The following is a 25,485-nucleotide window of genomic DNA, read 5'->3' on the forward strand; positions in this document are numbered from 1 at the left end:
AGAGATATTCACATGCAACTTGGCAAACTTATTACAGCTGCGGGTCTTATTCTGATACTGACCGCTTGCAGCCATAGCCAGCAAGACAGCCTGCTACAGACCGTTGTCAAAATGGGACGTGACGCAGCCAGTCTGGAGGTTAAAACCAGCAAACTTAACGACGTAACCATGACTTACCTGGAACGCCAGGGAGAAGGCCCGGTTATGCTGCTATTGCACGGTTTTTCTGCCAATAAAGACACCTGGATTCAGTTCGCTGCCGAACTGCCTGACCATTATCGTCTGATCGTGCCTGACCTGGCGGGTCACGGTGATACGCCTGCTCCAAAAGGGGAAGACTATAATCTGATTCGCCAGGCAGAACGACTGAATCAATTAATGGCGAATATTAATATCAACAAATTTCATATCGCCGGTAACTCCATGGGCGGCGCCATCAGTGCAATTTATGCCACGCTTTATCCACAACAAATCAGCAGCCTGACACTGATTGATGCTGCCGGTGTCGATGCACCGAATCAAAGCGAATATATGGCTGCGCTTGAAGCGGGTAACAACCCATTGATTGCTACGGATGAAGCCAGTTTCGAATACCGCATGGATTTTGTAATGTCAAAAGCGCCATTGCTACCCTGGCCACTGCGCCCGGCTCTGATGCGCAAAACTCTCGCTCGCCAACAGCTTAATAAAGAGATCTTTGAAGATCTGTTAGCAACCCGAAAACAGCTTGAGAACAGTGACTTCGAAGCTCGCCTGAGCAAAACCGTCACCATGCCAACGTTAATTATCTGGGGCGAAGAGGACCGCGTTCTGGATGTGTCAGCTGTCGAAGTCTTTAAGCAAAAGATTCCGCACGCTCAGGTAAAAATCTACGAGGGCATCGGCCACTTACCGATGGTCGAAATTCCGGAAGAGACAGCCACTCTCTACTCTGAGTTTGTCGCCGCTGCAGAATAACCAACGCATCGGAAACACAAATAAAACGGGGCTTGGTTCGTTTCGTCGTATGCGGTGATTATTACTCGTCACCATAATGAGCCGGAGTTAAAATCCCGGCTCTTTTAGTTACAGCAGTAAAGGCGTATAACATGGCAATTGAGCTGAATACCGTGGCGATTGCGCACACCCCGTTTGCCGAGAAGTTTGCAATCCCGCGACAGCCGGCACTGGCGCCCGCTGCTGAAGCCTGCATCGAGCTTATTCCACCGTATGACCAACCAGCAGCATTTGCCGGACTCGAGCAGGTAAGCCACGTCTGGCTGATTTTTCAATTTCATCAGGCGCTGCCAAAGACAAACGACAAACCTCATCTGAGAGTCCGCCCACCCCGCCTCGGTGGCAATGAAAAAATCGGAGTGTTTGCCAGTCGAGCAACACACAGGCCAAATAGCCTGGGACAATCGGTGGTCAAACTGCAACGGGTGGATGGCCATAAATTATGGGTCAGTGGTATCGACTTGCTCGACGGTACCCCCATTCTTGATATCAAACCCTACGTCCCCTATGCCGATTGTATCCATTCGTCCTATAACCAGATTGCCAGCGAGGCACCTGATACAGTCGCCGTTAACTGGAATGACTATGCCCATCAATCCGCTCAGCAACACGGTAAAAGATTACAGCGAGACGTTGTTGCTTTGATTGAGCAATGTCTGGCGCAAGACCCCAAACCGGCCTATCAAAAGCCAGATCCTCAACACCACTACGGTGTCCGGTTTTGGGATCTCAATATCAGCTGGCACTACCCCGAATCAAAGCAGATTCAGATCGTATCGGTGACACGGTATAACGAGGACTCAGCGTAACAAGTACACATCCTGCTTAAACGATGTGACACCGCGCTGCTTGAACTTAGGTTCCTGGTCAATAAGCTCACGGCTTTCCTGTAACTCAACCTGGTAGTTACCCCGATAAAGAGTCCTTACTTCTTGCTCTATCAGTGAAAATGGCGGGCCGGCCATTTCATCCTGGCGATAGTTCAGTGTGATTAAAAGCTGCGGCGCATTGTCACTGATGAAACACAAATGCTGACTGTATTGCTGACGCATTTCCTGAGGCAAAGCAACCAGCGCAGCCCGATCGTAACTCCAGTCTACCGAGCCAACATCCTCTGAAGACAATGCAAAAAAATCACCACAGATCAAAGTCAGCTTATCGGCCTCATAGATAATCTTATCGCCATCGCTGCGCTTTTCGATAGCAAGTGATAACTGATTGCTGATATCCGCAGCCAACTCATCCAACGCAATTTCGCTGAGTTCAACAGCAATCACGTCTGCACCTTGTTGTAACAACCAGACAATATCCAGGGTTTTACCGCACAGCGGCACAAAAATCCGCTGCCCCTTCACTGACGCCATAGCAGGCCAGTATTTCAAGAGTGCTTTGTTCACTTCTCCAAGGTGGAAACCGATTTGATTTGTTGCCCAGCGTTGGTGCCAGAAGTTACTGTCCATTAATAGTGCCCCTGTCTCAGTTCGGCTGAATGCAGCTCGGTGATTCGCGTTAAGGTAAATTGGCGCCAGTATAATTCGTTGATAATTTACTGTCTTGTTGCCACCAGGCTGGTTTTTAAGCGTTCACCTTCTGGCTGGTAACAGACGCAGTTCGGTTAACATCCTCCTGATGTCATTATCGCTGTTTTTAGCGGGGAGACTCTGCACTTCGAAAGCTCGCAATGTTGACGAGACAGACCGTCGATAACGAGCAGCCTGGCTTATTGAAAGATCCGCCGGTGAATCACTATCGAGCAATACAAAAGTTCCTTTGCATACAACTCAACAGGGGAATCTCCATGGCCGTTTTGATAAACTCCGCACACTTTTATGCCCGGATTTTCTGCTATGCCCAAACCACAACGTCGTCCTTCGTCTTCCAACCGCCTAAACCCCAAAAGAGCAAAGAGCAGATCGGGCAGGAATCAACAGGAAGGCGGACAACGCCAACCCAGTTCCAGCGAGATTCACCATCACGAACTGGTCGCATTGTGGCAACAGTGGCGCGAAGCACAGCAAGATACGCCACAACCACTGGATCGCTGGCTCAGCAAGTACCACAGCACAGCACGCCAGCGTCGCCCGTCGCATAAAATTAGCAGTCGCAGTGTTTGGCTACAGAATGCTGCGATGATGACGGCAGCTCGCTTTCAGCAATTGGCAGCCGCTCTGGAAGCACAATACCGCCAAGAACAGGAGATCGACTGGCTCGATTGGGATCAACAATGGCAAGAACAACAACTTGATCAGCTGAACCCGGAAGCCATGTGGTACTGGCTTGGTTTGCGTACCCAAGCTGATTGGCTTTCCTCCTATAAGAAATCGTCAACCGAACTGCGCGACACCCTCTACCGCCAGCGTTTATTTGAAGCAGTTCAACATCAGGCACTGGAACAGCCGTTAACGCCACTGTGGTTACTGTGGCACGGCATCCGACCACAATGGCTACCACTTCTGGAGCAACGCGCACAACAAAGTGGCTGGAACAACAAACAGCTCCAGAACTTTGTCAAAAAACAAACCTCGTTCCCACCGCTGTGGCTGCGTGCAAAACCCGGTGCCGATTTGGAAGCATTGCAAGTGTCACTGTCAAATCAGGGCATCGACGCTCAGTTGAAGCACATCAATGGTGAATCACTGTTAGCGGCTTATGGCGGCAAAGCCCTGCAAAGCAGCGAAGAATATCAGGCCGGTCAGATTGAAATTCAGGATCTTGCCAGCCAACAAATCGCCGCTGCCTGTCAGCCCGCACCGGGGATGAAAATCTGGGATGCCTGCGCCGGCGCCGGTGGTAAAACTCTGGCAATGGCCGCACAGATGAATGGCAAAGGTTCAGTGACCGCCACCGACCTGAAAACCTTCAAACTGGATGAACTGAAGCGTCGTGCCAAACGCGCAGAAATTCAGAATATCCGCACCTTTGCCTGGAACGGCGAGGCTCCACTGCGCCTGCCGGCCGAGATTAAAAAACAACAGGGGTTCGATCGGGTGTTAATTGATGCGCCCTGTACTTCTGCCGGAACCTGGCGCCGCAACCCGGATGCCCGCTGGCGTTTCAACACTGAAGACACACAGCAACTGTGCCAACTGCAACAACAATTGCTGACCCATGCTGCCGATTCTGTGCGTCCGGGCGGCGAACTGGTGTACGCCACCTGCAGCTGGCAACTGACTGAAAACGAGCAACAGGTTGAACGTTTCTTAGAACAGTACACACACTTCGAATTGCTGGAACAATGCATGGTAGGCGCGCCGGATGACGACGCAGACTGCATGTTCTATGCACGCTTAGTGAAACGCTGACACACCAATATCTGCATCAACTGCGATTATTAGCGACTCAGTTGGCGCAGATTTTGTCTTACGAGCAGGCGACTGAGCCTGACGAATATGCAGGCATTGGCAAATCAATTGCCGGATCGGATAATACCGCAACAACTGACCCGTTGTGGGCAGTCATAACCCGATACGGATATTATGAGTCATTTCAAAAACCCACTTTATTGGTTACACCCCAAACAAATCTGGTCTCACGTAAATGCCATTGATGAACAAGCAAAGGTTGATCGTGAGCATTGCGATGAAGTCACATTGAAGAACCGCGCCTGGGTCGTTATTGCCATCGCTTGTGTGTGTCTGCTGATGCTGCACTATCTGAAATACTCCAGTAACTTATCCACGGTAATTCCAATGCTGGAAAGCTGGTTCTCTGATAGTAGCGGCCAATGGCTCAGGGCTTATTACAATAGCCAATACCGTGAATTACTGGGTTATGTCTGGTGGGGTAGCTGGCATCTTCTGGCCTTTATTTTAATTCCGGTCTTCGCCATTAAAGTGCTGCTGAAACAGCCGCTGAGAGACTATGGTTTGCAATTGGGCGACGTCCATAAACATTGGTTGGGTTATGTATTACTGACAACGCCCATTATCGGCTTCGCTATTATGGCCAGCTTTCGCAGTGATTTTGCGAATCATTATCCCTTCTATGATCTGGCTCACATCAGCTGGCTCGATTTGATTTTGTGGGAATGTATTTATATCACCCAATTTATTGCAGTGGAGTTCTTCTTCCGTGGTTTTCTGGTGAATGGTTTACGCACCCAGCTTGGGAGCCTGTCGATTGCGGTTATGTGCTTACCTTATCTGATGCTGCATTTCCCTAAACTCTGGCTGGAGTCGACCGGGGCTATTTTGTTTGGCTTTTTCCTGGGTGTTCTGGCGTTGAAATCACGGTCTATCTGGGGGGGAGTGGCGGTGCATGTTGCCATCGCTCTGACGATGGATTTTGCAGCAATGATTCAGACCAAAGGTCTGCCTGAGCAATGGTTCCGATAGGTCAGGCTGCCTTTTCTGCCGAGAGACAAAAACGCAAATCAGCCTTTGGCAACGATCTTCTCTTTTCAGGATGGTGCCCGGCATTTGGGAAAGATCGATTATTGGCGATGCTGCAACAACACAGGATCATCGTCAAAACCGTACTTTTTCATCAGTGTCTGGTAGGCGTTTGAGTTCATATATTGCTGTTGGGCACGATTAAACCGTTGAACCACTTCTGTTAGATTGCGAAGTTTACGGGAAAAAGCCAGATAGTCTTCGCCATTGTCGATCGCCGGCAGTAGCACACGAATCCGGTCTTCCTGGTTTTGCAATCGCGCATGGTAAGAAACAATGGCCCGGTTACTGATAGCAACCATTGGTCGACCAGAGAGCAGGCGACGCACTACTTCGGATTCACTGGTTACCTCCTGCTTCTCGAGGTAATTGGCTTCCGTAAATTGCTCTCCGTGAAAGTAGCCGCGAACGCTGACAACTGGATAATCTTTGAATGCCCGGAAATCACCATCAAAGCGGTCGGGAAATACCTCATGATCGGTCGCAACCAAAATATAACTTTTTTCATGAATATACGGTTGATCCAGATAGTGAATGTATTCCTCGCGTTGCTGATTTTTAAACAGCAGCACAACCATATCAATTCGGCCATCGCGCAGTTCATGCAGAATCCGCTCGAACGGTATGCGTTCAAAATTCAACTGATAGCCGGCCTTATCCGCGACTGCTCGAGCATACTCAATGGATACCCCCACCAGCTTGTCGTCACTCAAGTAATGGTAAGGTGGGAAGTCCAGCTCACTGATCCCCACCCGCAAGGTCTCAGCTCGCAGTTCTGCACATAGCAGCCATAACAGCAACAATATCCAGCAGATTGACGCACTCCGGCGGGCGATAGGTCCGTTCATAGCGATAAGCTCTGGTTAACTTACATATAAGCGTAGCCTGCTGCACACCATTTAGAAATCAACGAACCGATGTTGGGTTGGAGAGCTCAACGCCCCACTCAGCTGTGTTACTGAACTTCGATCAACTCGACGTCAAAAATCAGCAGTGAACCCGGAGGGATTGTACCAGCAGCCCGATCGCCATAAGCCAGCTCAGACGGGATAAACAAGCGGGTTTTGCCACCCTCCTTCATTAATTGCAGGCCTTCAGTCCAGCCAGGAATCACCTGATTTAAGCCGAAGCTGATTGGCTGGCCACGATCAACAGAGCTATCAAATACACTGCCATCCAATAACGTACCGTGGTAGTGAACCTTGACCATATCGGTGGCCGCTGGAGTGTTGCCACTTCCTTCCTCCAGAACCAGATATTGCAGACCGCTGCGGGTTTGCTCAACGCCTTCTTTGCTGGCATTTTCAGTCCAGAAGTCCTTGGCCTTACTTTTATTATCCTCAGCCATTTTCTTATTATTTGTTGCTCGTCGTATCCCCCAGATAACCAGAAGTATCAAGACGACCACACCAATAATATTCATTCGAATTCCTCATTAAAAAATTGATAAAAGAAACAACAAAACAGAGGGACGATTATGTCCCGAATACCGTCGTTTCGCCATTTAAAACATGAAATTTGAATCCAGCCAACTATATTGAATTATATGAACAACTGCCGCCGTAGGCCCGATATGTCAGAAGCTGCTAAAAAGATTGATCTTACAGACCAAATAGAAATACCAGGACCACCCGCTATTATTGAAACACTCGGCCGTTCAATGGCAGACCTGAACACCATCGGTAAAATGATTGCAGAGCAGGAAGAACTCGCCAACGAGGTGGTAAACACCATTAACGCTCCTTGCTTCAATTTGGTTCGTAAGATTGCCAACATAGAGGAAGCTGTGCGCTTCCTAGGGCAGGACCGCATTGTCCGTCTGGCAACCGGGCGCTCACTGCGCGGTGCATTTTTTAACAGCAATCAAAGTTTTCCCGAAGAAATCTGGAGTGTCGCGAACCGGGTTGCAGCAGCTTCGGTATTAATCGCTAAAGAGTTAAAGCTGACAGAAGCAGACAGTGCTTACGAATTAGGATTGTTCCATAACATTGGAATGGCATTGATCTACAACCACACCACTCGCTACAGAAACATCGTAAAAGCCGCTTATCGTCATGAAAGCGGAGCGATTGGTCCCTTCGAAAAACATCACCTCGGAATCAGTCACGCGGAATTGAGTGGCCAACTGGCTGAGCGCTGGCACCTGGATGCTACCGCGGTTGAGGTGATTCGTTATCATCATTCCATGCCCTGGATCAGGAATGCATTCCAAACCAGTGATGACGACGACAAACTGAAGCTGATTGCCATGCTCAAACTGGCCGAACGAATTGCCCATTCGTCCGGCTTTATTGCCCAGGCCCCGATAAATCATGAATGGGAAAAGCTGGCAGAGGTGATTATGAATTATCTCGGTTTAAACGATATGCAGCTTGAACGCCTGAAGCGAAATGTACTGGAGGGTATGAAAGACGAAAGTTAGCTGCATGCCCTAATCAGAAACCACGACTTTACAAGCAATCGCATCTAGATGATAATAATTATCATTAATATGTAAGACGGGTATCGCACGTGGTTTCTTTCAAAACCCTGCCAATACAAGGCAATCGTCCTGAGCGCCTGCTCACACTGCTGCACTCTGTTGCCAGTAACGAACTGCTGACACACAAGTTGTATGCAGAATTCCTCAATAACGCTGCAGGCATCAGCCCTGACATTTCTGATCTTTGCCAGAGCGCTCTGGATGAAGACCAGGATCACCTGCATTCGATAAAACAGTGCATCGAACGTCTTAACGGCAGTCTGCCTCAGGCATCCACATTAGCCAAGATGCCGGCGACACAGAAACTGACGACGAACTACCTGTTGGCGCAACTGCAAAAAAATGAAGCGTTTTCAGTGAAGGCTTACAACGAAATCTGCGCCATATCGATGGAATACGATTATCAGGTTTTTGATTTATCCTACCGCAATATGAATGAGAACATGGCACACCTGGACTTTGTCAGCAACTTGCTGAACAACCTGAATGCGAAGACGGATACTGTCGCTGGAATGGCATCGTGATTGCCCGGGTATTGAGAAGAACCGGGATGACTCACATCGGTGGCAAACCAATGGTATCCATGATCAAACCCGGACGAGATCACTTGCTCGTCTCTCTGATGCTGACATCACTATACGTTCTTCATATTGCCGACCCGCAACTGTTTGAACTGATCATGTCGACTCTGAGTGACGCTTATCTCGGAGTCAGTATCTTTATCGCAGCAACACTCGCGGTATTTTATGCACTGGATCGGCAAATGAAGTCAGGGCTGACCCAGGTGTTAAATCGAAACAGTATCTTTCAGGTGCCGGTTGCCGCTTTGTTGGGCGCTCTGCCTGGCTGCGGTGGTGCGATTATTGTCGTTACTCAGTTTGTTAACGGCCAAATGAGCTTTGGTGCGCTGGTCGCCGTATTGATTGCCACCATGGGCGATGCCGCTTTTCTGCTGCTGTCGAGGGAACCACAAACCGCGTTATTGGTGTATGGCATCAGCCTGATCACAGGTGTGCTGTCGGGCTATTTAGTTAATGCCATTCACGGGCATCATTATCTGAAATCGTCGCAGAATAAAACCGACGACGCTGATATTACGATTCCTCGCTTACCACCCAAGCTCAGTGCTTTTTTTGTGTTAATGCTAATCCCCAGCACGCTATTCGGCCTGCTGGAGGCTTTTCAGTATGATAGCAATCAACTGTTCGGACGCTGGGCAGAACTAGAGCTTGTCCAATGGCTTGGCTTTCTCGGCGCGGTGTTATGCATCTCGGTGTGGATCAGTCAGCCTCTGGACTCCTGGTCAGCACGATTCGCGGCAAAAAATGAAATTAAATATCTGCGCGAAACAGTGGTCGCTGAAACCAGTTTCATTTCCGTATGGGTTATTGCCGGTTTTTTAAGCTATGAGTTATTGGTGTATTTCACCGGACTGAACTTTCAGGCGATGTTCTATAACTTCGGTAGTCTGGCCATATTGTTTGCCGTTTTACTTGGCTTTGTTCCTGGATGTGGCCCCCAAATTGTTTTGACCACACTCTATCTCAATGGTGTTGTACCCTTATCGGCGCAACTGGCGAATGCAATCAGCAATGATGGCGACGCATTATTCCCTGCTATTGCGCTTGCACCCAAAGCAGCCATTCAGGCGACTCTATACAGCGCAGTACCGGCGGCAATTGTTGGCGTAGTCACATTTAATCTGGGCTGGTAATCATGATTGGTATTGGTAACTGATCGACAAGCATAAAAAAACGCAGCCAATGGCTGCGTTTTTTTATCAATCTGAGCGGTTAGTCGTGATGACCATCCGGCCCGTGTACATGACCGTGAGCCACTTCTTCGTTTGACGCATCGCGAACAGACTCAACCTGCACACTGAACGACAGAGACTTACCCGCCAGTGGATGGTTCGCATCGACCGTCACCGTTGTATCGTCAACTTCCGTAACAATCAGATTAACTGGACCGTGTTCGGTATCTGCTGTAAATGCCATGCCTGGCTCAACGTTTTCGACACCTTCAAAGGCGGCCACCGGAACCTGCTGAATACGTTCATCGCTGTATTCGCCGTAGGCGTCAGCCGGGGCAACCGTCACTTCAAATTCGTCACCAACCTGCTTGCCTTCTAACGCATTCTCAAGACCCGGAATAATGTTCTGCGCACCGTGCAGGTAAGTCATTGGCTCTGCGCCTTCGGAGGAATCGATAACGTCGCCACTATCAACATCAACAACTTTATAGTGAATGGTTACAACTTTGTGCTGTGCGATTGTCATATACAGTCCTGTCAGCGTGAGAAATAAAAAAAGCAGGTAGTATCGACTACCTGCTTACTCTGGGTGTGAGTATAACGACTCCGGTTATCAGAAGAAACCTTACTGTTTTGATCTGTCAGCCGCGGTTGGAGCGCTATCAGTAGTAATGGGTGCGATATTCACGGGCCTGCAGCCACTGGCTGTATTGTTGGCTGGCACCCGCGATACCACCGGGGTAGCTTTGATTAAAAAAGCGCTCAGCGTCATAAGGACCGCACGGATTAATAGCAAAATAACCCAGCACTTCTTTCACCCAAAACTGACCGGCGCGGTGCCCCAATAAGAAATGCATCATGGCTGATGATTGGTGATAGTTATCTGCCTGATCGATGTTGTTAAATTCGAAATGACTCAGCTCCGCCACACGAGCAAAACCACCGCTGTTGTGGCTTGCTAAACGATCAAAGACAGATTGGTCGACCTTCACCAACGCAGCACTCATATGCCAGTCGAGGCGCTCGAGGTATTGCGCCAGTCCCTCACTGATCCAGATGGGTGTGGTACCCAGCATGCCCACCATCATGGCGTGTGTTATCTCATGACGGGCAATGCGCATGGTCATCTCATGATTGGCCTGACGCGCCAGGTAAGCCTGGTTATTTTGACCGTCGTAATACGCCATCCACCCGGCGTTTGCCCCTTGCTCAGTTTTATAATGTTCAAACCTTGCCTGACTCGGAAAAATCATCAAATTCAGATTAATCTGGCGCCATTCATGACGTGGGATGTACTGCGTCAGTATGCGGTACATCAGACTCGCCTGTTTTTTCAACTCTGCGCTGAGTGCTCTGTCACCTTCCCAACCCATGTATTGAATGTTGAGTTTGACGCCCTGAGTTCGACGACCGTAGGCTTTACTCATATCTTCGGCGCGCTGGCTCTTCGCTTTATCACCAAAATGAACTCTGCCATTTGCGTCGGTCCAACGATATATGGACTGTTTTTCAACTGCCGTAATGTCCTGAGTGGGTGGTTTAACGCAGTGCTGGCGCACATGGCTGTAATGAGCCCGGGTTAGACTGTTGGTATTTTTATTCTGAGGAACACTCTGATGTTTGGTCAGCCGGAATTGCTCTGGGCTCACGCGTTTTTCGGTAGCGATCACTCTTTGCTGGACGGGATTGGCGAGAATATTCAGCAGCTGTGGCAAGATTGGCTGAGTGGTTTCAGTGACCACAAGGGTTTCGAGCCCAGGAGCTGGTAATACTCTCAACCAACGCACCCGCTGATCCGGTGAACTGCTGATCCAGAATAGCTCCGTCGCTGCGATAGCAATGGCAAAGGTGAAAAAAATCTGAAAAAGGGATTTCACTCTCCGACCTCTCAGCAAGAACAGAAACACGGGATAAACGCTTGGATACCCCAAATCTAGGTCAGTCTCGGGAAACCCACCTGAAGCCAGAAAGAAAGTCAGGACATTTCTTAATTTAGCCAAGAATCAGCTGAAAAGTAACCACTAACATTGGTGCTTTAGCGCCAGACTGAAAACGCCAGCGCCGAATTGCGACTCAGGTCACAAAACTCCAATTGCTGAACGGCTGCTTTCCTTTAAATCCAAATCACGGTAGTAAGGCGATACCGGCTGAATACAGCATCAGCCGAATAAAATGGCGACCATCAGCACCGTTGCCACACTGCAAAAGCAGTGTGTGTCAGATATGTTTTCTGTTATTCGTATTGCAATAACCCAGCAATTTTTTCCCGGCTCAGGGTTCTCAGTTTTGTCTCTCCGTCAAAGCGTATCTTTAAATACTGATCATCTTCCGACAGGATATAGCCCGCTCCCAGAACGTTGTGGCGTACCCGCTGCTTGGTCTCAGGCTCCGGATATTTGCGATCAATAATAAAATCGTTCTGCAGCGTCGGTTTTTTCGCCGGCTTTTCACTCACCATTAAAGCGCAGTGCTGTTCCGCCAGGTATCGATCAAGCCAGGCGGCTTTAATATCCAGCTCTAGTTCGTTTTGCTGTTGGTGTTCAACATTATGGTAAATTGCTCTGGCAACAGACTGACTGGCAACCACATTCAGTTCTCGCTGGAAGCGGCTGGTTTTTTCGTGCTCTGGGGGCTTCTTACGTCGTTTTGAGTCAAATGCCGGCGCCAACAAATGCAGCTGCTGCTGGCTACGGGTCATAGCAACGTATAATAATCGCCGCTCACTTTCTTCACTGGCCGCCGTGGTAAATTCGCCTTCCGGGTGATACGGATAATATTGGGCATTTAATCCCGGAATAATTACTACCGGCCACTCCAACCCTTTACTTTTGTGAATCGACGTCAGGTGTACACCGGTATTATTTTCCTGCTGTAACCGCTGTGCTTTTAACTCCAGTAAATAGTCATGGGCAGCACGGCTGGATTGCTGGCTTTCTTTAATAAAAGCAACAAATGCCTTTATGGTCTGACGCCGGTCTTCGATTTGCTGGGCAGAAAATGCGCTGTCTTCGATACCCTGATACAAATCAGACTCATCGATATAATCCTGAATAATACGGAAGGCCGAGGTATTAATATGCTCAGCATTAGCAATAACAGCCGCCCGGGCTTCCAGTTGTTCTCTTTGCCATTTGGAAATGTCATCCGGAATGGCTTCAACCATAGCTTCAGCAAAATCCTGTTCAGCAACGGCGGTTTTTTTCGCAATCTGCTCTAACATCGAACGTTTAATTTTGGGATACGGCGTGGTCAGAATATGCAGCCAGGCCTGCTCTCGTTCAGACTGACTGCGCTGCGAAAATTTCGCCGCCGCAATTTCCAGCAACAGCCAGAAAATATGCAATTCCCAGCGATCCAGTACCGACAATGAATTATGTAACTGATATGGGATTTTCTTCTGCAGTAACGCCAGCTCAACCGGCGCACATAACGCCCATAAACGATTAATAACGGCAATCTGTTCCAGCGGCCGCTTCTCCGCTTCACTTTCGATCAGGGTCAGAATTAACCGGGCTTCGTGATGCGCCTGATGTAGCTGCACCTGACTGACGGGAGTGCTCTGATGGGATAAACACAATACCGGTTCACGTTGCTGGTTGTGGCTGATCAGGTGGTTGGCCAGCAGTGAGATTTCATGTCCGTAACGAAAGGTATGTGGCAATGTATAGCGGCTAACCGCTTGCTGAGATTGACCCAGACGACGATCAAATTCCTGCACAATAAATTCCGGCTTCGAACCACGGAATTCGTAGATGGTCTGGTCCGGGTCACCAATCACCATCACCGAGCCACGGCCGGCATATAATACTTCGAGAAAATATTGCTGAATCTCGTTAATGTCCTGATATTCGTCGACCAATATCCATTGCATATGGCCGCCAAAATGCGCGGCGACTTCCGGATTACGGCGAAAGCACATCACCGGATCGTAAATCATATCGTTAAAGCTGATACGGTTTTGCGATTTACGCCACTGTTCAAATTGCTCAAAACATTCAACAAACAGGCGACAAGCCGGTGATAAATCGAGTGTGTCGAACACATCCGCCGGGGGTAAAAGTCCGGCTTTAACCAGATCGATAAAACCCATTGCCGGCTCAACCCATTTCTTTTTCTGCGACAGAATTTCCTGGCGGGTGTCGTCATCGGCAATTTGTTGCAATAACCGCCAGACGACATTTTCGACTTCACCGTCAGACAGCAATTTATCCTGGAACGCAGGTAAATGCCCCTGCTGAATCAGACGCTGATAAATTCGCAGGCCAAGCGAATGAAAGGTGCGAATCTGAGGTAATGGCTTACCGGGCAACAAACGTTGCAGCTTGGCCTCAAAATCCTGCTGTGCGGCCTTGTTATACATCAACACCAGCATCCGCCGGGGATCACAGCTGTGCTCCAGACGCGCCGCAATAAAGTGCGTCAGCGTGGTGGTTTTACCAGCGCCGGCAACGGCTATGACTTTGGCGTGACCTTGCTGGTGATTGACCACCGCAAGTTGTTCAGATGTTAAGTTATTCAAGTTGGCCCCCGGTTATGACGCCCATTCTAACTGAAACCATTCATTCCCTAAATCAGTCAATCTGCCTTATTATGGCGGCCCGATTCATCGTCAGGACGCATTCATGAGCGAAACACGTATCCAGATCCAGCAGCAATTAACCGAATTTCCGCGTGAAGTATTCGATCATGCCGATACGCTGGAAATCCTTGATCTGGGTAATAACCAATTGTCGGACCTGCCAGATGACTTCAGCCGGCTTAAGCAGCTAAAGATCCTGTTCCTGACCAACAACCGTTTTACTCATATTCCACCAGTACTGGCCCAGTGCCCGGCTCTGGAGATGATCGCCTTTAAAGAAAATCAGCTGACGGAATTTGCTGAAGACAGCATTCCGGAGCATACCCGCTGGCTGATTCTGACCGGCAACCAGCTGGCGCGCCTGCCGGACTCTATGGGCAAGCTGCATCGCCTGCAGAAGTTGGCACTGGCGGGCAATCAACTGACCGAACTGCCAGACAGCATGGCTAACTGTCGTAACCTCGAACTGGTTCGTCTATCAGCTAATCGCTTTGAGGCACTGCCCGATTGGTTATTCAAACTGCCCCGCTTATCCTGGCTGGCTTTTGCCGGTAATCCGTTTTCCAGTTCGGTATTTACCGGCGTGGAGCACGCATCGAAAACAGTACCGTTTGTGCATCTGGATGATCTGGAGCTGGACGAAAAGCTGGGCGAAGGCGCCTCTGGCACCATTTATCGTGGTCACTGGAAGCAAGCTCATGAACACCTGGGTAAGCCAGATATCGCGGTTAAATTATTTAAAGGCGATGTCACCAGCGACGGTTATCCGCAGGACGAATTAGATTGCTGCCTCGATGCTGGCCATCACCCGCATATTGTAAAAACCATTGGTGAGATTAAAGACCCTGGCGAGCTTGGTATCGTAATGGAGTTGATTCCAGCGGGTTACCGTAACCTGGGCAACCCACCCAATTTTGATACCTGCAGTCGCGATACCTTTGCTGAAGGCGTTTCTTTTAGCGCAGAACAAATCGCTAAAATTGCTGCTGATTTTGCCAGCGCGGCCCATCACCTCCACCAGCAAGGTGTCAGTCATGGGGATTTATACGCTCATAACACGCTGGTGAATGATCAATGTGAAATCCTGATTGGTGATTTTGGTGCGGCTTCTGACTGTAAGACACTTCCTGAGAATCAACGTGCCGATATGGAGAAAGTGGAGGTAAGAGCGCTAGGTTGTTTATTGGATGATTTATTAACGTTGCCAGCCAATCCGCTGGACGATGAAAATGGTTTGGTGAAGATGCTGAACTCGTTAAGAGATCGGTGTTTTATTGAGGATGTAAGTCAAAGACCTGACTTTAAAAAAGTCCTGAAAACTCTTTCTAAATAAATACCTACTATTATCTTTAGCCACCGCATCTGTGCTACATCCCTGTAGCTAGATGCTAACGCGACATCCTATCGCTGCTACAAAAACAATAGCAGGTATTAATTTAAGAGTTTCAGACACAAAAAAGCCGATCACTAGGATCGGCTTTTTTATTTCGGCAGAAAAATTAGCTTTTTATTTCAGACCAAAAATACCAACGGCTTCACGTACCTGTTCCATCAGCGGAACACTCAGTTTGCGGGCTTTTTCAGCACCTTTCTGCAGCTCAGCTTCAATATCCTGTGGACGCGTCAGCAGATCGTTGTATTTTTCGCGAGCTTCGGCAATTTCTTCATTAACCAGAGCAAACAGTTTTTTCTTAGCATCGCCCCAGCCAATACCATCGGCATAAGCCTGTGTCATTTCAGCCAGCTGCTCTTCGTTTGCGAAGGCTTTCCAGATCTGGAACACGGTCGAATCATTCGGGTCTTTCGGTTCGCCGGGTTCTAACAGGTTGGTTTTAATTTTGTTGATGTGTTTCTGCAGCTGTTTTTCAGTCAGAAACAGAGGAATGGTATTGCCATAACTCTTACTCATCTTACGGCCGTCTAAGCCCTGCAAAATCGCGACGTTATCGTCCACCACATATTCCGGCAGTGTTAACAGTGGGTTCTTTTTGCTGGAATAGATATGGTTAAAACGCTGAGCCATATCACGCGCCATTTCGACGTGCTGGATCTGGTCTTTGCCTACCGGTACTTTGTTAGCACCAAACATCAGAATGTCGGCAGCCATTAATACCGGGTAGCTGAACAGACCCATGGTAATGGCCTTATCGGCGTCTTCGTTCTCTGCCAGGTTGGCATCGACCGCACCTTTATAAGCGTGAGCGCGGTTCATCAGGCCTTTGGCGCAGATGCAGTTCAGCATCCAGGTCAGTTCCGGAATCTCGCGTATGTCCGACTGACGGTAGAACATGGTGTTGTCGGTATCTAAGCCCAAAGCCAGCCAGGTTGCTGCAATCTCAGTGGTCGACTGGTGAACCAGTTTAGGGTCCTGACACTTAATCAGGGCATGGTAGTCTGCCAGAAAGAAGAAAGATTCGATGTCGCTGTTTTGGCTGGCTTCAATTGCCGGACGAATTGCACCAACGTAGTTACCCAGATGTGGGGTGCCAGTGGTGGTAATACCAGTAAGAACGCGCTGCTTGCTCATGAAACGGACTCTGTAAAAACTGAGAGAATAGAAAGCGCGACATGATACCTGTTTCACCGCTCTTAACAAAGTTCACCACTTTGGCAATCCAATAAGCATGGGTATCTTCCCGCGTGCCCGTCGTAAGGGGAACCATACCTATTGGATTGAAGCAGAATCGGGGGATAAAAAAGCGATTACACAAACGCTGAAGCGTCACCCACACCTTGTCGCAACACCTCCGGTGCCTCGTCCATCAGATCAATCACGGTCGTGGCTTCAAAACCGCAATAACCGCCATCAATTACCAGGTCCAGCTCATGTTCCAGCTGCTGACGAATGTCGTACGGGTCCGACATCGGCATATCATCACCGGGCATAATCAGCGAGGTAATCATGATCGGTTCATTCATCTCAGACAGCAGATCCATCGCAATTTGATTATCCGGAACCCGAATACCAATGGTGCGTTTTTTCGGATGCATCAACAAACGAGGTACCTGGCGGGTTGCTTCCAGGATAAAAGTAAAAGCGCCCGGTGTGTGATTCTTCAGCAAACGGTATTTGACGTTATCAACTTTGGCGAAGTCAGACAGCTCCGATAAATCGCGGCACAACAAGGTGAAGTTGTGATGTTTATCGAGTTGACGCAAACGACGGACTTTTTCTGTCGCGTTTTTATCGCCGATGCGGCATGCCAGAGCATAGGCACAGTCGGTGGGAATAACCGCTAGACCGCCACTGCGAATAATTTCCGCGGCTTGTTTAACCAATCGTGCCTGTGGATTTTCAGGATGGATCTGAAAGAACTGACTCACTGTTGCTCCGTTATGTCTGCCAGCGCAGACAATAGAATATTTTATTAGAGCGTGCAGTATATCCCTTAACAGGAGTGCCGAGGGCGAATTAACCGATTTTTAGCCAACTAATTGCCAGTCAGACCATACAGGATCAATATCTTTCGGGAATGTCGGCATCACCCCCAGGTCTAATCCAAAACGATTCGGACCGTGGTAATCGCTGCCACAAGACCCTTTGAGACCATAATCTTTCGCCAGCGTTTTCATTTGGCCCTGCTGGTTGTTATCCATCATACCGTACGCAACCTCAAGACCACTGCCACCAGCGTCGACAAAATCGTCCATGCAGGCGCGCAACTTGGTACGTGTCATATTGTATAAGTGGGCGTGAGCCATAACTGCAATGCCGCCAGAATCAACAATCCAGCGCACCACCTTATCCAGCTGCGGCCAATTAGCCTGTACATCACCTACTTTGCCGGCACCCAGATATTTTTTAAAAGCCGTCGCCATATCCGGTACAAGGTTGTGATCAATCAGGTATTGGGCAAAGTGCGGGCGTCCCACCAGCTCGCTGGCCTCACCATCGCCACCGGCAATCGTCTGTATATCTTTGATATCGATATCATGCTTTAGCTTTTTCGACAGTTTGTCGGCAATGATCAGCGAGCGTTGCTTACGCGCTTCAATCTGTGCCTGCTCCGCAGCCAGCATTACCTCAGACTGAGGGTCAAAGTTCAGCCCAACAATATGGATGGTGACACCACCCCAAACGCACGACAGTTCAATTCCCGGAATCAGATTCAGGCCCTTTTCCCGCGCTACCGGCAACGCTTCGCGGTAACCTTCAACAGTATCATGGTCAGTAATTGCTAACGTTTTGATACCCCGTTCACAAGCGCGTGCGACCAGATCGGCTGGGGCGTGTTTACCGTCAGATGCGGTAGTGTGGCAATGCAAATCAAATTCTGAAATCACAACGCTGCTCTGTTGTTAACTGGGTATGTCCGATTATTGTAATGGCCGCGACGTCAATAAGCGACAGTAGCAACCTTGTAATTACGGCTTCTCACACGCCATCAATCAGAAACACAGGTTTGTGCGCCATAACTAACTTCTGAGGATTCAGTTTGCTCGACCTGACAATCCTCTTTATTATCCGTCAGTCTCTTTTCTTATACCGCTACATGAACCATGAGGAGCAGTAAGCGCATGTGGTATGCCATTATCAGCCAGGATGTTGAAAACAGTCTGGAGAAACGCATGGGTGCTCGCCCGGCTCATCTGGAACGTTTGAACGCATTAAAAGATGAAGGCCGCTTACTGATTGCAGGCCCACACCCGGCAATCGACAGCAATGATCCAGGTGAAGCCGGTTTCACCGGCAGCTTAGTGGTTGCGGAATTTGACTCGCTGGAAACCGCACAAAGCTGGGCGGATGCCGATCCTTACGTAGCCGCAGGCGTTTACGCCAGCGTTACTGTAAAGCCATTTAAGAAAGTACTGCCCTAATCTGCGACCGACAAGGACATGATTGTGAAAAAGATTCTGTTAGCCAGTGTTGCTCTGTTATTTGCCATGACCGCTCAAGCAGCGGTGGAAAAACGTTATGTTGCTGATAGCCTGTGGCTGCAGCTGCGCAGTGGTCCCGGCAATGAGTTTCGTATTCTCAAAGCACTGCGAAGTGGTGAGCACCTGATCTTTATTGAAGAAGATCTGGAAAAGAAATACACCAAGGTCAAGACTTCCAAAGGCCTGGAAGGCTGGGTATTAACCCGCTTTCTGGTGAACGAGCCAATCGCTAAAGAGAAGCTGATTCTGGCCAATCGGGAAATGGATAAAATCAAAGCCGAACTGGTGACTTTAAAAACACAAAAGAGTGAGCTGGAAACTCAGGTAGAGAGTCTGAAAAGTGACCGCTCTGGCCTTAACCGCAGTCAGGGAAAATTGGAAAAAGAACTGAAGCGCATCAAAACCATTTCTGCCAATGCTCTGGCACTGGATGAAAAAAGTAAAAAGCTCACTCAACGCAATCAGGAACTGGAAATCCAGGTTGAAGCATTAACCGCTGAAAACGCACAACTGCGCGACGATCGACAGCAAACGTATCTGATTTACGGTGGCGGCCTGGTGGTCATTGGCATCTTCGCTGGGCTGCTATTGCCATCGTTACGTGGTGGTAAACGCAACGGTGGCTGGGCTTAAGCCAAAAAAGGCGACACTCTTTCCGTCAAAAAAGCAGCTTAGGCTGCTTTTTTCGTCCCTGAATTCGGCATCTGATGCACCGCAATTGTGCCATTAACGCGAATGGGAATAGGAATCTGTCTCAATTGGTCATATTTCGTCCATTTTGTTAGAATCGCCACTTCGATAATCAATGCATACCAATCTGGTATAGATTATTGGCAAACGCGAAAAGCCTGAGTAAAATACTCAGGTTTTCTGAATTGTTTGCGAATGACGCCGTCATCTCAAAATCAGACTGCAAAACGCCAATGTATTCAGATGCAATTACCGTTCACCGACCCGGGACAGGTCGCTCGCCACCGCAGGATGCCAGGGCACAGCAACACGCATATTCAGAGAGACACAGCTATGAGCAGCAGTGCAGAAATCGAACAAACAACTCAGGCAACGGTCGAGTTAACCGGTAAAGACGCCGAGATCGGCAATCGTATTGACCGTGAATACCAAGCGGGTTTTGTCACGGATATCGAATCCGAAACCATTGCACCGGGCCTGAATGAAGACGTTGTACGCTGGATATCCGCGAAAAAGGGTGAACCAGAGTGGCTGACCGAGTGGCGCTTAAAAGCCTTCCGGGCTTGGGAACAGATGGAAGAGCCGGATTGGGCACACGTTAATTACGAAAAACCAGACTTCCAGGCATTGTCTTACTACTCCGCACCAAAGAGCATGGAAGATAAGCCGAAATCTCTCGACGAGGTAGATCCTGAGCTGCTCAAGACTTACGAAAAGCTTGGTATTCCGCTGCATGAGCAAATGGCACTGGCTGGCGTAGCTGTTGATGCTGTATTCGACTCAGTGTCGGTTGCTACCACATTCCGTGAGAAGTTGTCGGAAGCCGGTGTGATTTTTATGCCACTGTCGGAAGCCGTTCACGAACATCCGGAACTGGTTAAAAAATACCTCGGTACCGTCGTGCCCCAGCGCGATAACTTCTATTCTGCACTGAATTCTGCAGTGTTCTCCGATGGTTCGTTTGTCTACATCCCCAAAGGCGTGCGCTGCCCAATGGAGCTGTCGACGTATTTCCGTATTAACGAAGCCAAAACCGGCCAGTTTGAACGGACTTTAATTGTTGCAGATGAAGGCTCTCACGTTTCTTACCTGGAAGGCTGTACTGCACCGATGCGGGATGAAAATCAATTGCATGCCGCGGTGGTTGAACTGGTTGCATTGGACGATGCCGAAATTAAATATTCCACCGTGCAGAACTGGTACCCGGGTGATGCCGAAGGCAAAGGTGGCATCTACAACTTTGTAACCAAGCGTGCGGTCGCTCATACCAACGCGAAGGTTTCCTGGACTCAGGTAGAAACCGGTTCTGCGGTAACCTGGAAATACCCAAGTTGTATTTTAAAGGGCGATAATGCTGTTGGTGAGTTCTACTCCGTTGCTTTAACCAACAACTATCAGCAAGCCGATACGGGCACCAAGATGATCCACCTGGGCAAGAACACCAGCTCAACCATCATCTCCAAAGGTATTTCAGCAGGCAAGAGCCAGAACGCTTACCGCGGTCTGGTGCGTATGGGGCCGAATGCCAAGGGTGCGCGTAACTTCACCCAGTGTGACTCACTGTTAATTGGCGATCAGTGCGGCGCTCACACCTTCCCTTACATCGAAAGCAAACACCCGTCGGCGGTGGTTGAACACGAAGCGACAACCTCAACCGTCAGTGATGACCAGTTATTCCTGTGTCAGCAACGGGGCATTGATACTGAAAAAGCCGTCTCTATGATCGTAAACGGTTTCTGTAAAGAGGTATTTAAAGAGCTACCGATGGAGTTTGCGGTTGAAGCCGGCAAGTTACTGGAAGTGTCATTAGAAGGATCTGTTGGTTAATCATTCATGAGCCAACGGTTCTGTATAACGAGTTAAGGAATCACCGGTTATTGTCCCCTTCGCCAGTCTCTCTTCTGCCGGAAGCTGCCGTAGACAACAACCTGTACTTTCCCTCAGCGGCCAGAAAACGCTGATGTAAAAATTAGAAATTTTGGAAAACACCATGATTAGCATCAAAAACCTGCAAGCCAAGGTTGAAGAAAAAGATATCCTCAAAGGCCTGAACCTGGAGATTAAGCCGGGTGAAGTTCACGCCATCATGGGCCCGAATGGTGCCGGTAAAAGTACCCTGGGTAATGTGTTGGCAGGTCGTGAAGGTTATGACGTTACCGGTGGAAGCGCCGAATTAAACGGCACCGATATTCTTGATATGGATCCGGAAGAACGCGCCCGGGAAGGTTTATTCCTGGCATTCCAATACCCGGTTGAAATTCCGGGTGTATCGAATCTGGAGTTTTTGAAAGCGTCCGTTGACGCAGTTCGCGAGCATCAGGGCAAAGACCCGCTGGACAGCGTTCAGTTTCTGAAACTGGCGCGTGAAAAGTGCAAAGCCGTCAACCTGGATCAAAGTTTCCTGAAACGCGGTGTCAGCGAAGGATTTTCCGGCGGTGAGAAAAAGCGTAACGAATTAATGCAGATGATGCTGCTGGAACCGCAGCTGTGCATCCTCGATGAAACCGATTCCGGTCTGGATATTGATGCACTTCAGGTAGTCGCTGAAGGCGTTAACTCCATGCGTGACGAAAACCGCAGTTTTATCGTTGTGACTCACTACCAGCGACTGCTGGACTACATCGTACCTGATTATGTACACGTTCTGGCCGACGGAAAAATTGTTAAATCCGGTGGTAAAGAACTGGCGCTGGAACTGGAAGAAAAAGGTTACGGCTGGTTAGAAGAAGCTGGCCAATAAGGAGCTGAGAATGTCTGAACAATTTCGAGCTCAACAACTGGCTTTAGCAGCAAGCTCTTCCGCCTATGCTGAATTAAATACGGCTGGCCGCGCTGCGTTTGAGCAAGCGGTAATTCCAACCCGTAAACACGAAGCATGGAAATACACCTCTCTGCGTCATTTGACGGAAGGTGTCTATGGTAATGTGGCCAGCAGCCACAGCGCGGCAGGCTTGGACGGTGTGGCAACCATTCCGGCACTGGGCAGCCAACGTCTGGTCTTTGTGAACGGCGTGATTTCAGAAGAGTTGTCCAGCAACGAAGCACTGGAAAATCTGACGTTATTCAGCCAGGCAAACGACGACCAGAAAGCACTCATCGCCGCAAAACTCGACACCATCATAGCAGGTCAGAATCGTCATTTATTTAATGAACTCAATAATGCGCAGCTAACCGACGGCGTATTACTGCACGTTGGTAAAAATGTTCAGCAGCAGCAAGCGATTCAGGTAAGCTGGCTAACCACTAAGCAAGCCGATGCTTTCAGTGTTAATGCGCGTTTGCTGGTCGTGGTTGAGCAAGGTGCTAATGCCACACTGGTTGAGCACTATGCCTCTGCTGATGCCGAACAAAACAACTTTACTAATGCTGTAACCGAGATTGCGATTGGCGCTAACGCCAAGCTACAACACTATCGCCTGAATATGTCTCAGGAAGATGCTCTGCATATTGGTGCAACCCATGTCGATCTGGACCGTGATGCACAATATCACGCCTTTCATTTGGGCCTCGGCAGTAAGCTGACGCGCAATGACATTGTGGTTAACCATAACGGTGGTGGCTCTCATGTCGAAATGAGCGGCGTTTATGTTCCACAGAATAAACAATTGGTGGACTTCCATACCTGCATCGAACACAAGGTACCACGTTGTACGACTAATGAAATATTCCGCGGCATTATGAACGACAGCGCAAAAGCGGTATTTAACGGTCGAATCCATATTCATCCGGATGCTCAGAAAACACTGGCAGAAATGAGCAATAAGAATCTGCTGCTCACTAACGAGGCGGAAATTAATACCAAGCCTGAGCTGGAGATTTACGCCGATGACGTACAGTGTGCACACGGTGCAACCGTAGCTCAACTGGAAGAAAAAGCGCTGTTTTATATGCAAAGCCGGGGCATTTCCAAACGGGAAGCAGAGGTCATGTTGAGCTTTGGTTTTATTAATGAATTGTTAGAAGCATTACCGGACGAAGCCATTGGCAATTACTTACGTCCGATTCTGGCGCATCGGTTCGGTCGTGAGCAATCTCTGACCCGCCATATTGCTTAATGCGCAGACTCTGTGTGCAAAAAAGAGACAGGTGAAACGAATGACTGACCTGATTAACCAGATTCGCAACGACTTTCCGGCGCTTCATCAGGAAGTGAACGGCAAGCCGCTGGTGTATCTCGACAATGGCGCCACCACGCACAAACCCAATGCTGTGATTAACGCCATCAGCGATTACTACCGAACTGATAATTCCAATGTTCATCGCGGTGCACATACCCTGAGTGATCGTGCCACTCAGCGTTTTGAGGATGCACGTAAAACCGTACAGGCATTTTTAAATGCCGAAAAAGCCGAAGAAATTGTCTGGACCCGAGGTACCACAGAGTCCATCAATATCGTTGCTAATACGTGGGCGCGACAGAACCTGAAGGCAGGTGACCAGATTCTGGTAACTGCGATGGAACACCACTCTAATATCGTGCCGTGGCAAATGTTATGCGAGCAAACCGGCGCTGAGCTGATTCCGATTCCGGTTTCTGCTGCTGGCGAACTGGATATGGCTGCTTTCGCAGAGTTGCTGAATGAGCGCGTAAAACTGGTATCAGTTGTTCATGTATCCAACGCATTGGGTACCATTAACCCCGTGGCTGAGATTATAGAAAAAGCCCATAGCATCGGCGCCAAAGTACTGGTAGACGGTGCTCAGGCGGTCGCCCATTGGGATATCGATGTTCAGGCATTGGATGCTGACTTTTACGTATTCTCAGGGCACAAACTGTTTGGCCCGACTGGTATTGGTGTATTGTACGGTAAAGAGGCGCTATTAAACGCGATGCCACCCTACCAGGGCGGTGGTGAAATGATTGAGCATGTGAGCTTCGCTAAAACCACCTACAACAGCCTGCCATACAAGTTCGAGGCCGGTACTCCGAGCATCGCTGGTGCCATTGGCCTGGGCGCTGCTATTGATTATCTCAACGGCCTGGATCGAGTGGCTCTGGCTGCCCACGAAGATGCGCTATTAGCCCGTTCAGTAGAACTCGCAGAGCAACTGGGTGGCATCCAACCAATTGGGACGGCAGCCAATAAAGCCAGCGTATTCAGTTTTCTGTTAGAAGGCGCACATCCTGGTGATGTTGGTACTCTGCTTGATCAGCAAGGTGTGGCGGTACGTACTGGTCACCACTGTACTATGCCGATTATGGATCAATTTGGTATCCCGGGTACGGTGCGTGCGTCTTACAGCTTCTACAACACATTAGAGGATGTAGAAACACTGTTCCGTGGTCTGGAGAAAGCCAAGATGTTCTTATTGTAAGATACAGGGGCAAGAGGAAATACACATGACTATTGAAACGTTCGATCCGAATTCTGCACAGTCCGCTGCATCCCCTGAAGTAAGCATGACCGATGCAGCGCTGAAACACGTGCGTAAGCAACTGGATAAAAACACCCAAATGGCTGGCGTTCGTCTGGGCGTGAAAAAAAGTGGTTGCTCGGGTTTTAAATACGATATCGAGTTTGTCGAAGCCGCTCAGGATGGCGATATTGCCATTCAGGCGGCAGATGATGTAACGCTGTATATCTCTGCCCAAGCTGCCCCAATGGTGAAAGGCACAGAGATCGACTTCAGTCGTGAGGGTCTGAATTCAACCATTAAGTTCAATAATCCGAACGCCAAAGATTTATGCGGTTGTGGTGAGTCCTTCTCAGTTTAA

The 25,485-nt window shown here is 49.0% G+C and carries 23 protein-coding genes and 2 pseudogenes; 15 read left to right on the forward strand and 10 right to left on the reverse strand.

Annotated features, from left to right (window positions below):
• Positions 1–12: 12 nt before the first annotated feature.
• Positions 13–957 carry an alpha/beta hydrolase gene (locus tag MK185_02685; protein ID MCH2039527.1) on the forward strand — a complete coding sequence of 315 codons (945 nt, stop codon included), beginning with the start codon at positions 13–15 and terminating at the stop codon, positions 955–957.
• A gap of 131 nt (positions 958–1,088) precedes the next feature.
• A complete protein-coding gene (tsaA, locus tag MK185_02690; GenBank protein MCH2039528.1) occupies positions 1,089–1,805 on the forward strand; it encodes a tRNA (N6-threonylcarbamoyladenosine(37)-N6)-methyltransferase TrmO in 717 nt (238 codons plus the stop codon).
• On the opposite strand, the gene tmpT is transcribed toward tsaA, so the two are convergent.
• Positions 1,797–2,456 carry a thiopurine S-methyltransferase gene (gene tmpT, locus MK185_02695; GenBank protein ID MCH2039529.1) on the reverse strand — a complete coding sequence of 220 codons (660 nt, stop codon included), beginning with the start codon at positions 2,454–2,456 and terminating at the stop codon, positions 1,797–1,799. The genes tsaA and tmpT overlap by 9 nt on opposite strands.
• Before the next feature lie 387 nt (positions 2,457–2,843).
• Between tmpT and MK185_02700 the strand changes: the two genes are divergently transcribed.
• Together MK185_02700 and MK185_02705 are read left to right on the forward strand one after the other, a co-directional pair.
• On the forward strand, positions 2,844–4,298 hold the full coding sequence (locus MK185_02700; protein MCH2039530.1) for an RsmB/NOP family class I SAM-dependent RNA methyltransferase: 1,455 nt from the start codon (positions 2,844–2,846) through the stop codon (positions 4,296–4,298).
• A 174-nt stretch (positions 4,299–4,472) separates the two neighbouring features.
• On the forward strand, positions 4,473–5,330 hold the full coding sequence (locus MK185_02705) for a CPBP family intramembrane metalloprotease (GenBank protein ID MCH2039531.1): 858 nt from the start codon (positions 4,473–4,475) through the stop codon (positions 5,328–5,330).
• 98 nt (positions 5,331–5,428) lie between these two features.
• On the opposite strand, the gene MK185_02710 is transcribed toward MK185_02705, so the two are convergent.
• From MK185_02710 to MK185_02720, 3 genes and pseudogenes are all read right to left on the reverse strand, one after another.
• Complete coding sequence (locus tag MK185_02710; protein ID MCH2039532.1) at positions 5,429–6,235, reverse strand: transporter substrate-binding domain-containing protein; 807 nt, start codon at positions 6,233–6,235, stop codon at positions 5,429–5,431.
• Between the two features lie 107 nt (positions 6,236–6,342).
• Positions 6,343–6,693: pseudogene (locus MK185_02715) on the reverse strand (FKBP-type peptidyl-prolyl cis-trans isomerase).
• Positions 6,691–6,735: pseudogene (locus MK185_02720) on the reverse strand (hypothetical protein). The pseudogenes MK185_02715 and MK185_02720 overlap by 3 nt, the downstream one beginning before the upstream one ends.
• Positions 6,736–6,960: 225 nt before the next feature.
• Here MK185_02720 and MK185_02725 point away from each other — a divergent pair.
• The 3 genes from MK185_02725 to MK185_02735 all read left to right on the forward strand — a co-directional run bounded on the left by MK185_02725 (position 6,961) and on the right by MK185_02735 (position 9,583).
• A complete protein-coding gene (locus MK185_02725; protein ID MCH2039533.1) occupies positions 6,961–7,809 on the forward strand; it encodes an HDOD domain-containing protein in 849 nt (282 codons plus the stop codon).
• 89 nt (positions 7,810–7,898) lie between these two features.
• On the forward strand, positions 7,899–8,393 hold the full coding sequence (locus MK185_02730; GenBank protein MCH2039534.1) for a hypothetical protein: 495 nt from the start codon (positions 7,899–7,901) through the stop codon (positions 8,391–8,393).
• Positions 8,394–8,419: 26 nt separating this feature from the next.
• Positions 8,420–9,583: a putative manganese transporter gene (locus MK185_02735; GenBank protein MCH2039535.1), complete on the forward strand. Its 1,164-nt coding sequence runs from the start codon at positions 8,420–8,422 to the stop codon at positions 9,581–9,583.
• Positions 9,584–9,662: 79 nt separating this feature from the next.
• Here the strand turns inward: MK185_02735 and MK185_02740 are convergent, their stop codons facing one another.
• The 3 genes from MK185_02740 to MK185_02750 all read right to left on the reverse strand — a co-directional run bounded on the left by MK185_02740 (position 9,663) and on the right by MK185_02750 (position 14,141).
• Entirely contained in the window at positions 9,663–10,148 is a 486-nt protein-coding gene (locus MK185_02740; GenBank protein MCH2039536.1) for a peptidylprolyl isomerase, read from the reverse strand.
• Between the two features lie 136 nt (positions 10,149–10,284).
• Positions 10,285–11,499 (reverse strand): DUF4124 domain-containing protein, encoded by a 1,215-nt coding sequence (locus MK185_02745; protein MCH2039537.1) that lies wholly within the window; start codon positions 11,497–11,499, stop codon positions 10,285–10,287.
• A 356-nt stretch (positions 11,500–11,855) separates the two neighbouring features.
• Positions 11,856–14,141: an ATP-dependent helicase gene (locus MK185_02750; protein ID MCH2039538.1), complete on the reverse strand. Its 2,286-nt coding sequence runs from the start codon at positions 14,139–14,141 to the stop codon at positions 11,856–11,858.
• A 103-nt stretch (positions 14,142–14,244) separates the two neighbouring features.
• On the opposite strand from MK185_02750, the gene MK185_02755 reads away from it, so the two are divergent.
• Entirely contained in the window at positions 14,245–15,534 is a 1,290-nt protein-coding gene (locus tag MK185_02755) for a protein kinase (GenBank protein ID MCH2039539.1), read from the forward strand.
• Positions 15,535–15,708: 174 nt separating this feature from the next.
• Here the strand turns inward: MK185_02755 and trpS are convergent, their stop codons facing one another.
• From trpS to MK185_02770, 3 genes are all read right to left on the reverse strand, one after another.
• Positions 15,709–16,728, reverse strand: a complete 1,020-nt coding sequence (gene trpS, locus MK185_02760) for a tryptophan--tRNA ligase (protein ID MCH2039540.1) — start codon at positions 16,726–16,728, stop codon at positions 15,709–15,711.
• 176 nt (positions 16,729–16,904) lie between these two features.
• A complete protein-coding gene (locus tag MK185_02765) occupies positions 16,905–17,525 on the reverse strand; it encodes a threonylcarbamoyl-AMP synthase (protein ID MCH2039541.1) in 621 nt (206 codons plus the stop codon).
• Positions 17,526–17,624: 99 nt separating this feature from the next.
• Entirely contained in the window at positions 17,625–18,485 is an 861-nt protein-coding gene (locus MK185_02770; protein ID MCH2039542.1) for a PHP domain-containing protein, read from the reverse strand.
• Between the two features lie 234 nt (positions 18,486–18,719).
• Between MK185_02770 and MK185_02775 the strand changes: the two genes are divergently transcribed.
• The 7 genes from MK185_02775 (at position 18,720) to MK185_02805 (ending at position 25,485) form a co-directional block, all read left to right on the forward strand.
• A complete protein-coding gene (locus tag MK185_02775; GenBank protein MCH2039543.1) occupies positions 18,720–19,019 on the forward strand; it encodes a YciI family protein in 300 nt (99 codons plus the stop codon).
• 24 nt (positions 19,020–19,043) lie between these two features.
• Positions 19,044–19,712: a TIGR04211 family SH3 domain-containing protein gene (locus MK185_02780; GenBank protein ID MCH2039544.1), complete on the forward strand. Its 669-nt coding sequence runs from the start codon at positions 19,044–19,046 to the stop codon at positions 19,710–19,712.
• Between the two features lie 390 nt (positions 19,713–20,102).
• Entirely contained in the window at positions 20,103–21,596 is a 1,494-nt protein-coding gene (gene sufB / locus MK185_02785) for a Fe-S cluster assembly protein SufB (GenBank protein MCH2039545.1), read from the forward strand.
• 163 nt (positions 21,597–21,759) lie between these two features.
• Positions 21,760–22,509 (forward strand): Fe-S cluster assembly ATPase SufC, encoded by a 750-nt coding sequence (gene sufC, locus MK185_02790; GenBank protein ID MCH2039546.1) that lies wholly within the window; start codon positions 21,760–21,762, stop codon positions 22,507–22,509.
• A gap of 10 nt (positions 22,510–22,519) precedes the next feature.
• Positions 22,520–23,824 (forward strand): Fe-S cluster assembly protein SufD, encoded by a 1,305-nt coding sequence (gene sufD, locus MK185_02795; GenBank protein ID MCH2039547.1) that lies wholly within the window; start codon positions 22,520–22,522, stop codon positions 23,822–23,824.
• A 40-nt stretch (positions 23,825–23,864) separates the two neighbouring features.
• Entirely contained in the window at positions 23,865–25,085 is a 1,221-nt protein-coding gene (locus tag MK185_02800) for a cysteine desulfurase (GenBank protein MCH2039548.1), read from the forward strand.
• 25 nt (positions 25,086–25,110) lie between these two features.
• On the forward strand, positions 25,111–25,485 hold the full coding sequence (locus MK185_02805) for an iron-sulfur cluster assembly accessory protein (GenBank protein MCH2039549.1): 375 nt from the start codon (positions 25,111–25,113) through the stop codon (positions 25,483–25,485).

Source organism: Saccharospirillaceae bacterium (assembly GCA_022448365.1).
Lineage (GTDB): Bacteria > Pseudomonadota > Gammaproteobacteria > Pseudomonadales > Oceanobacteraceae > Bacterioplanoides.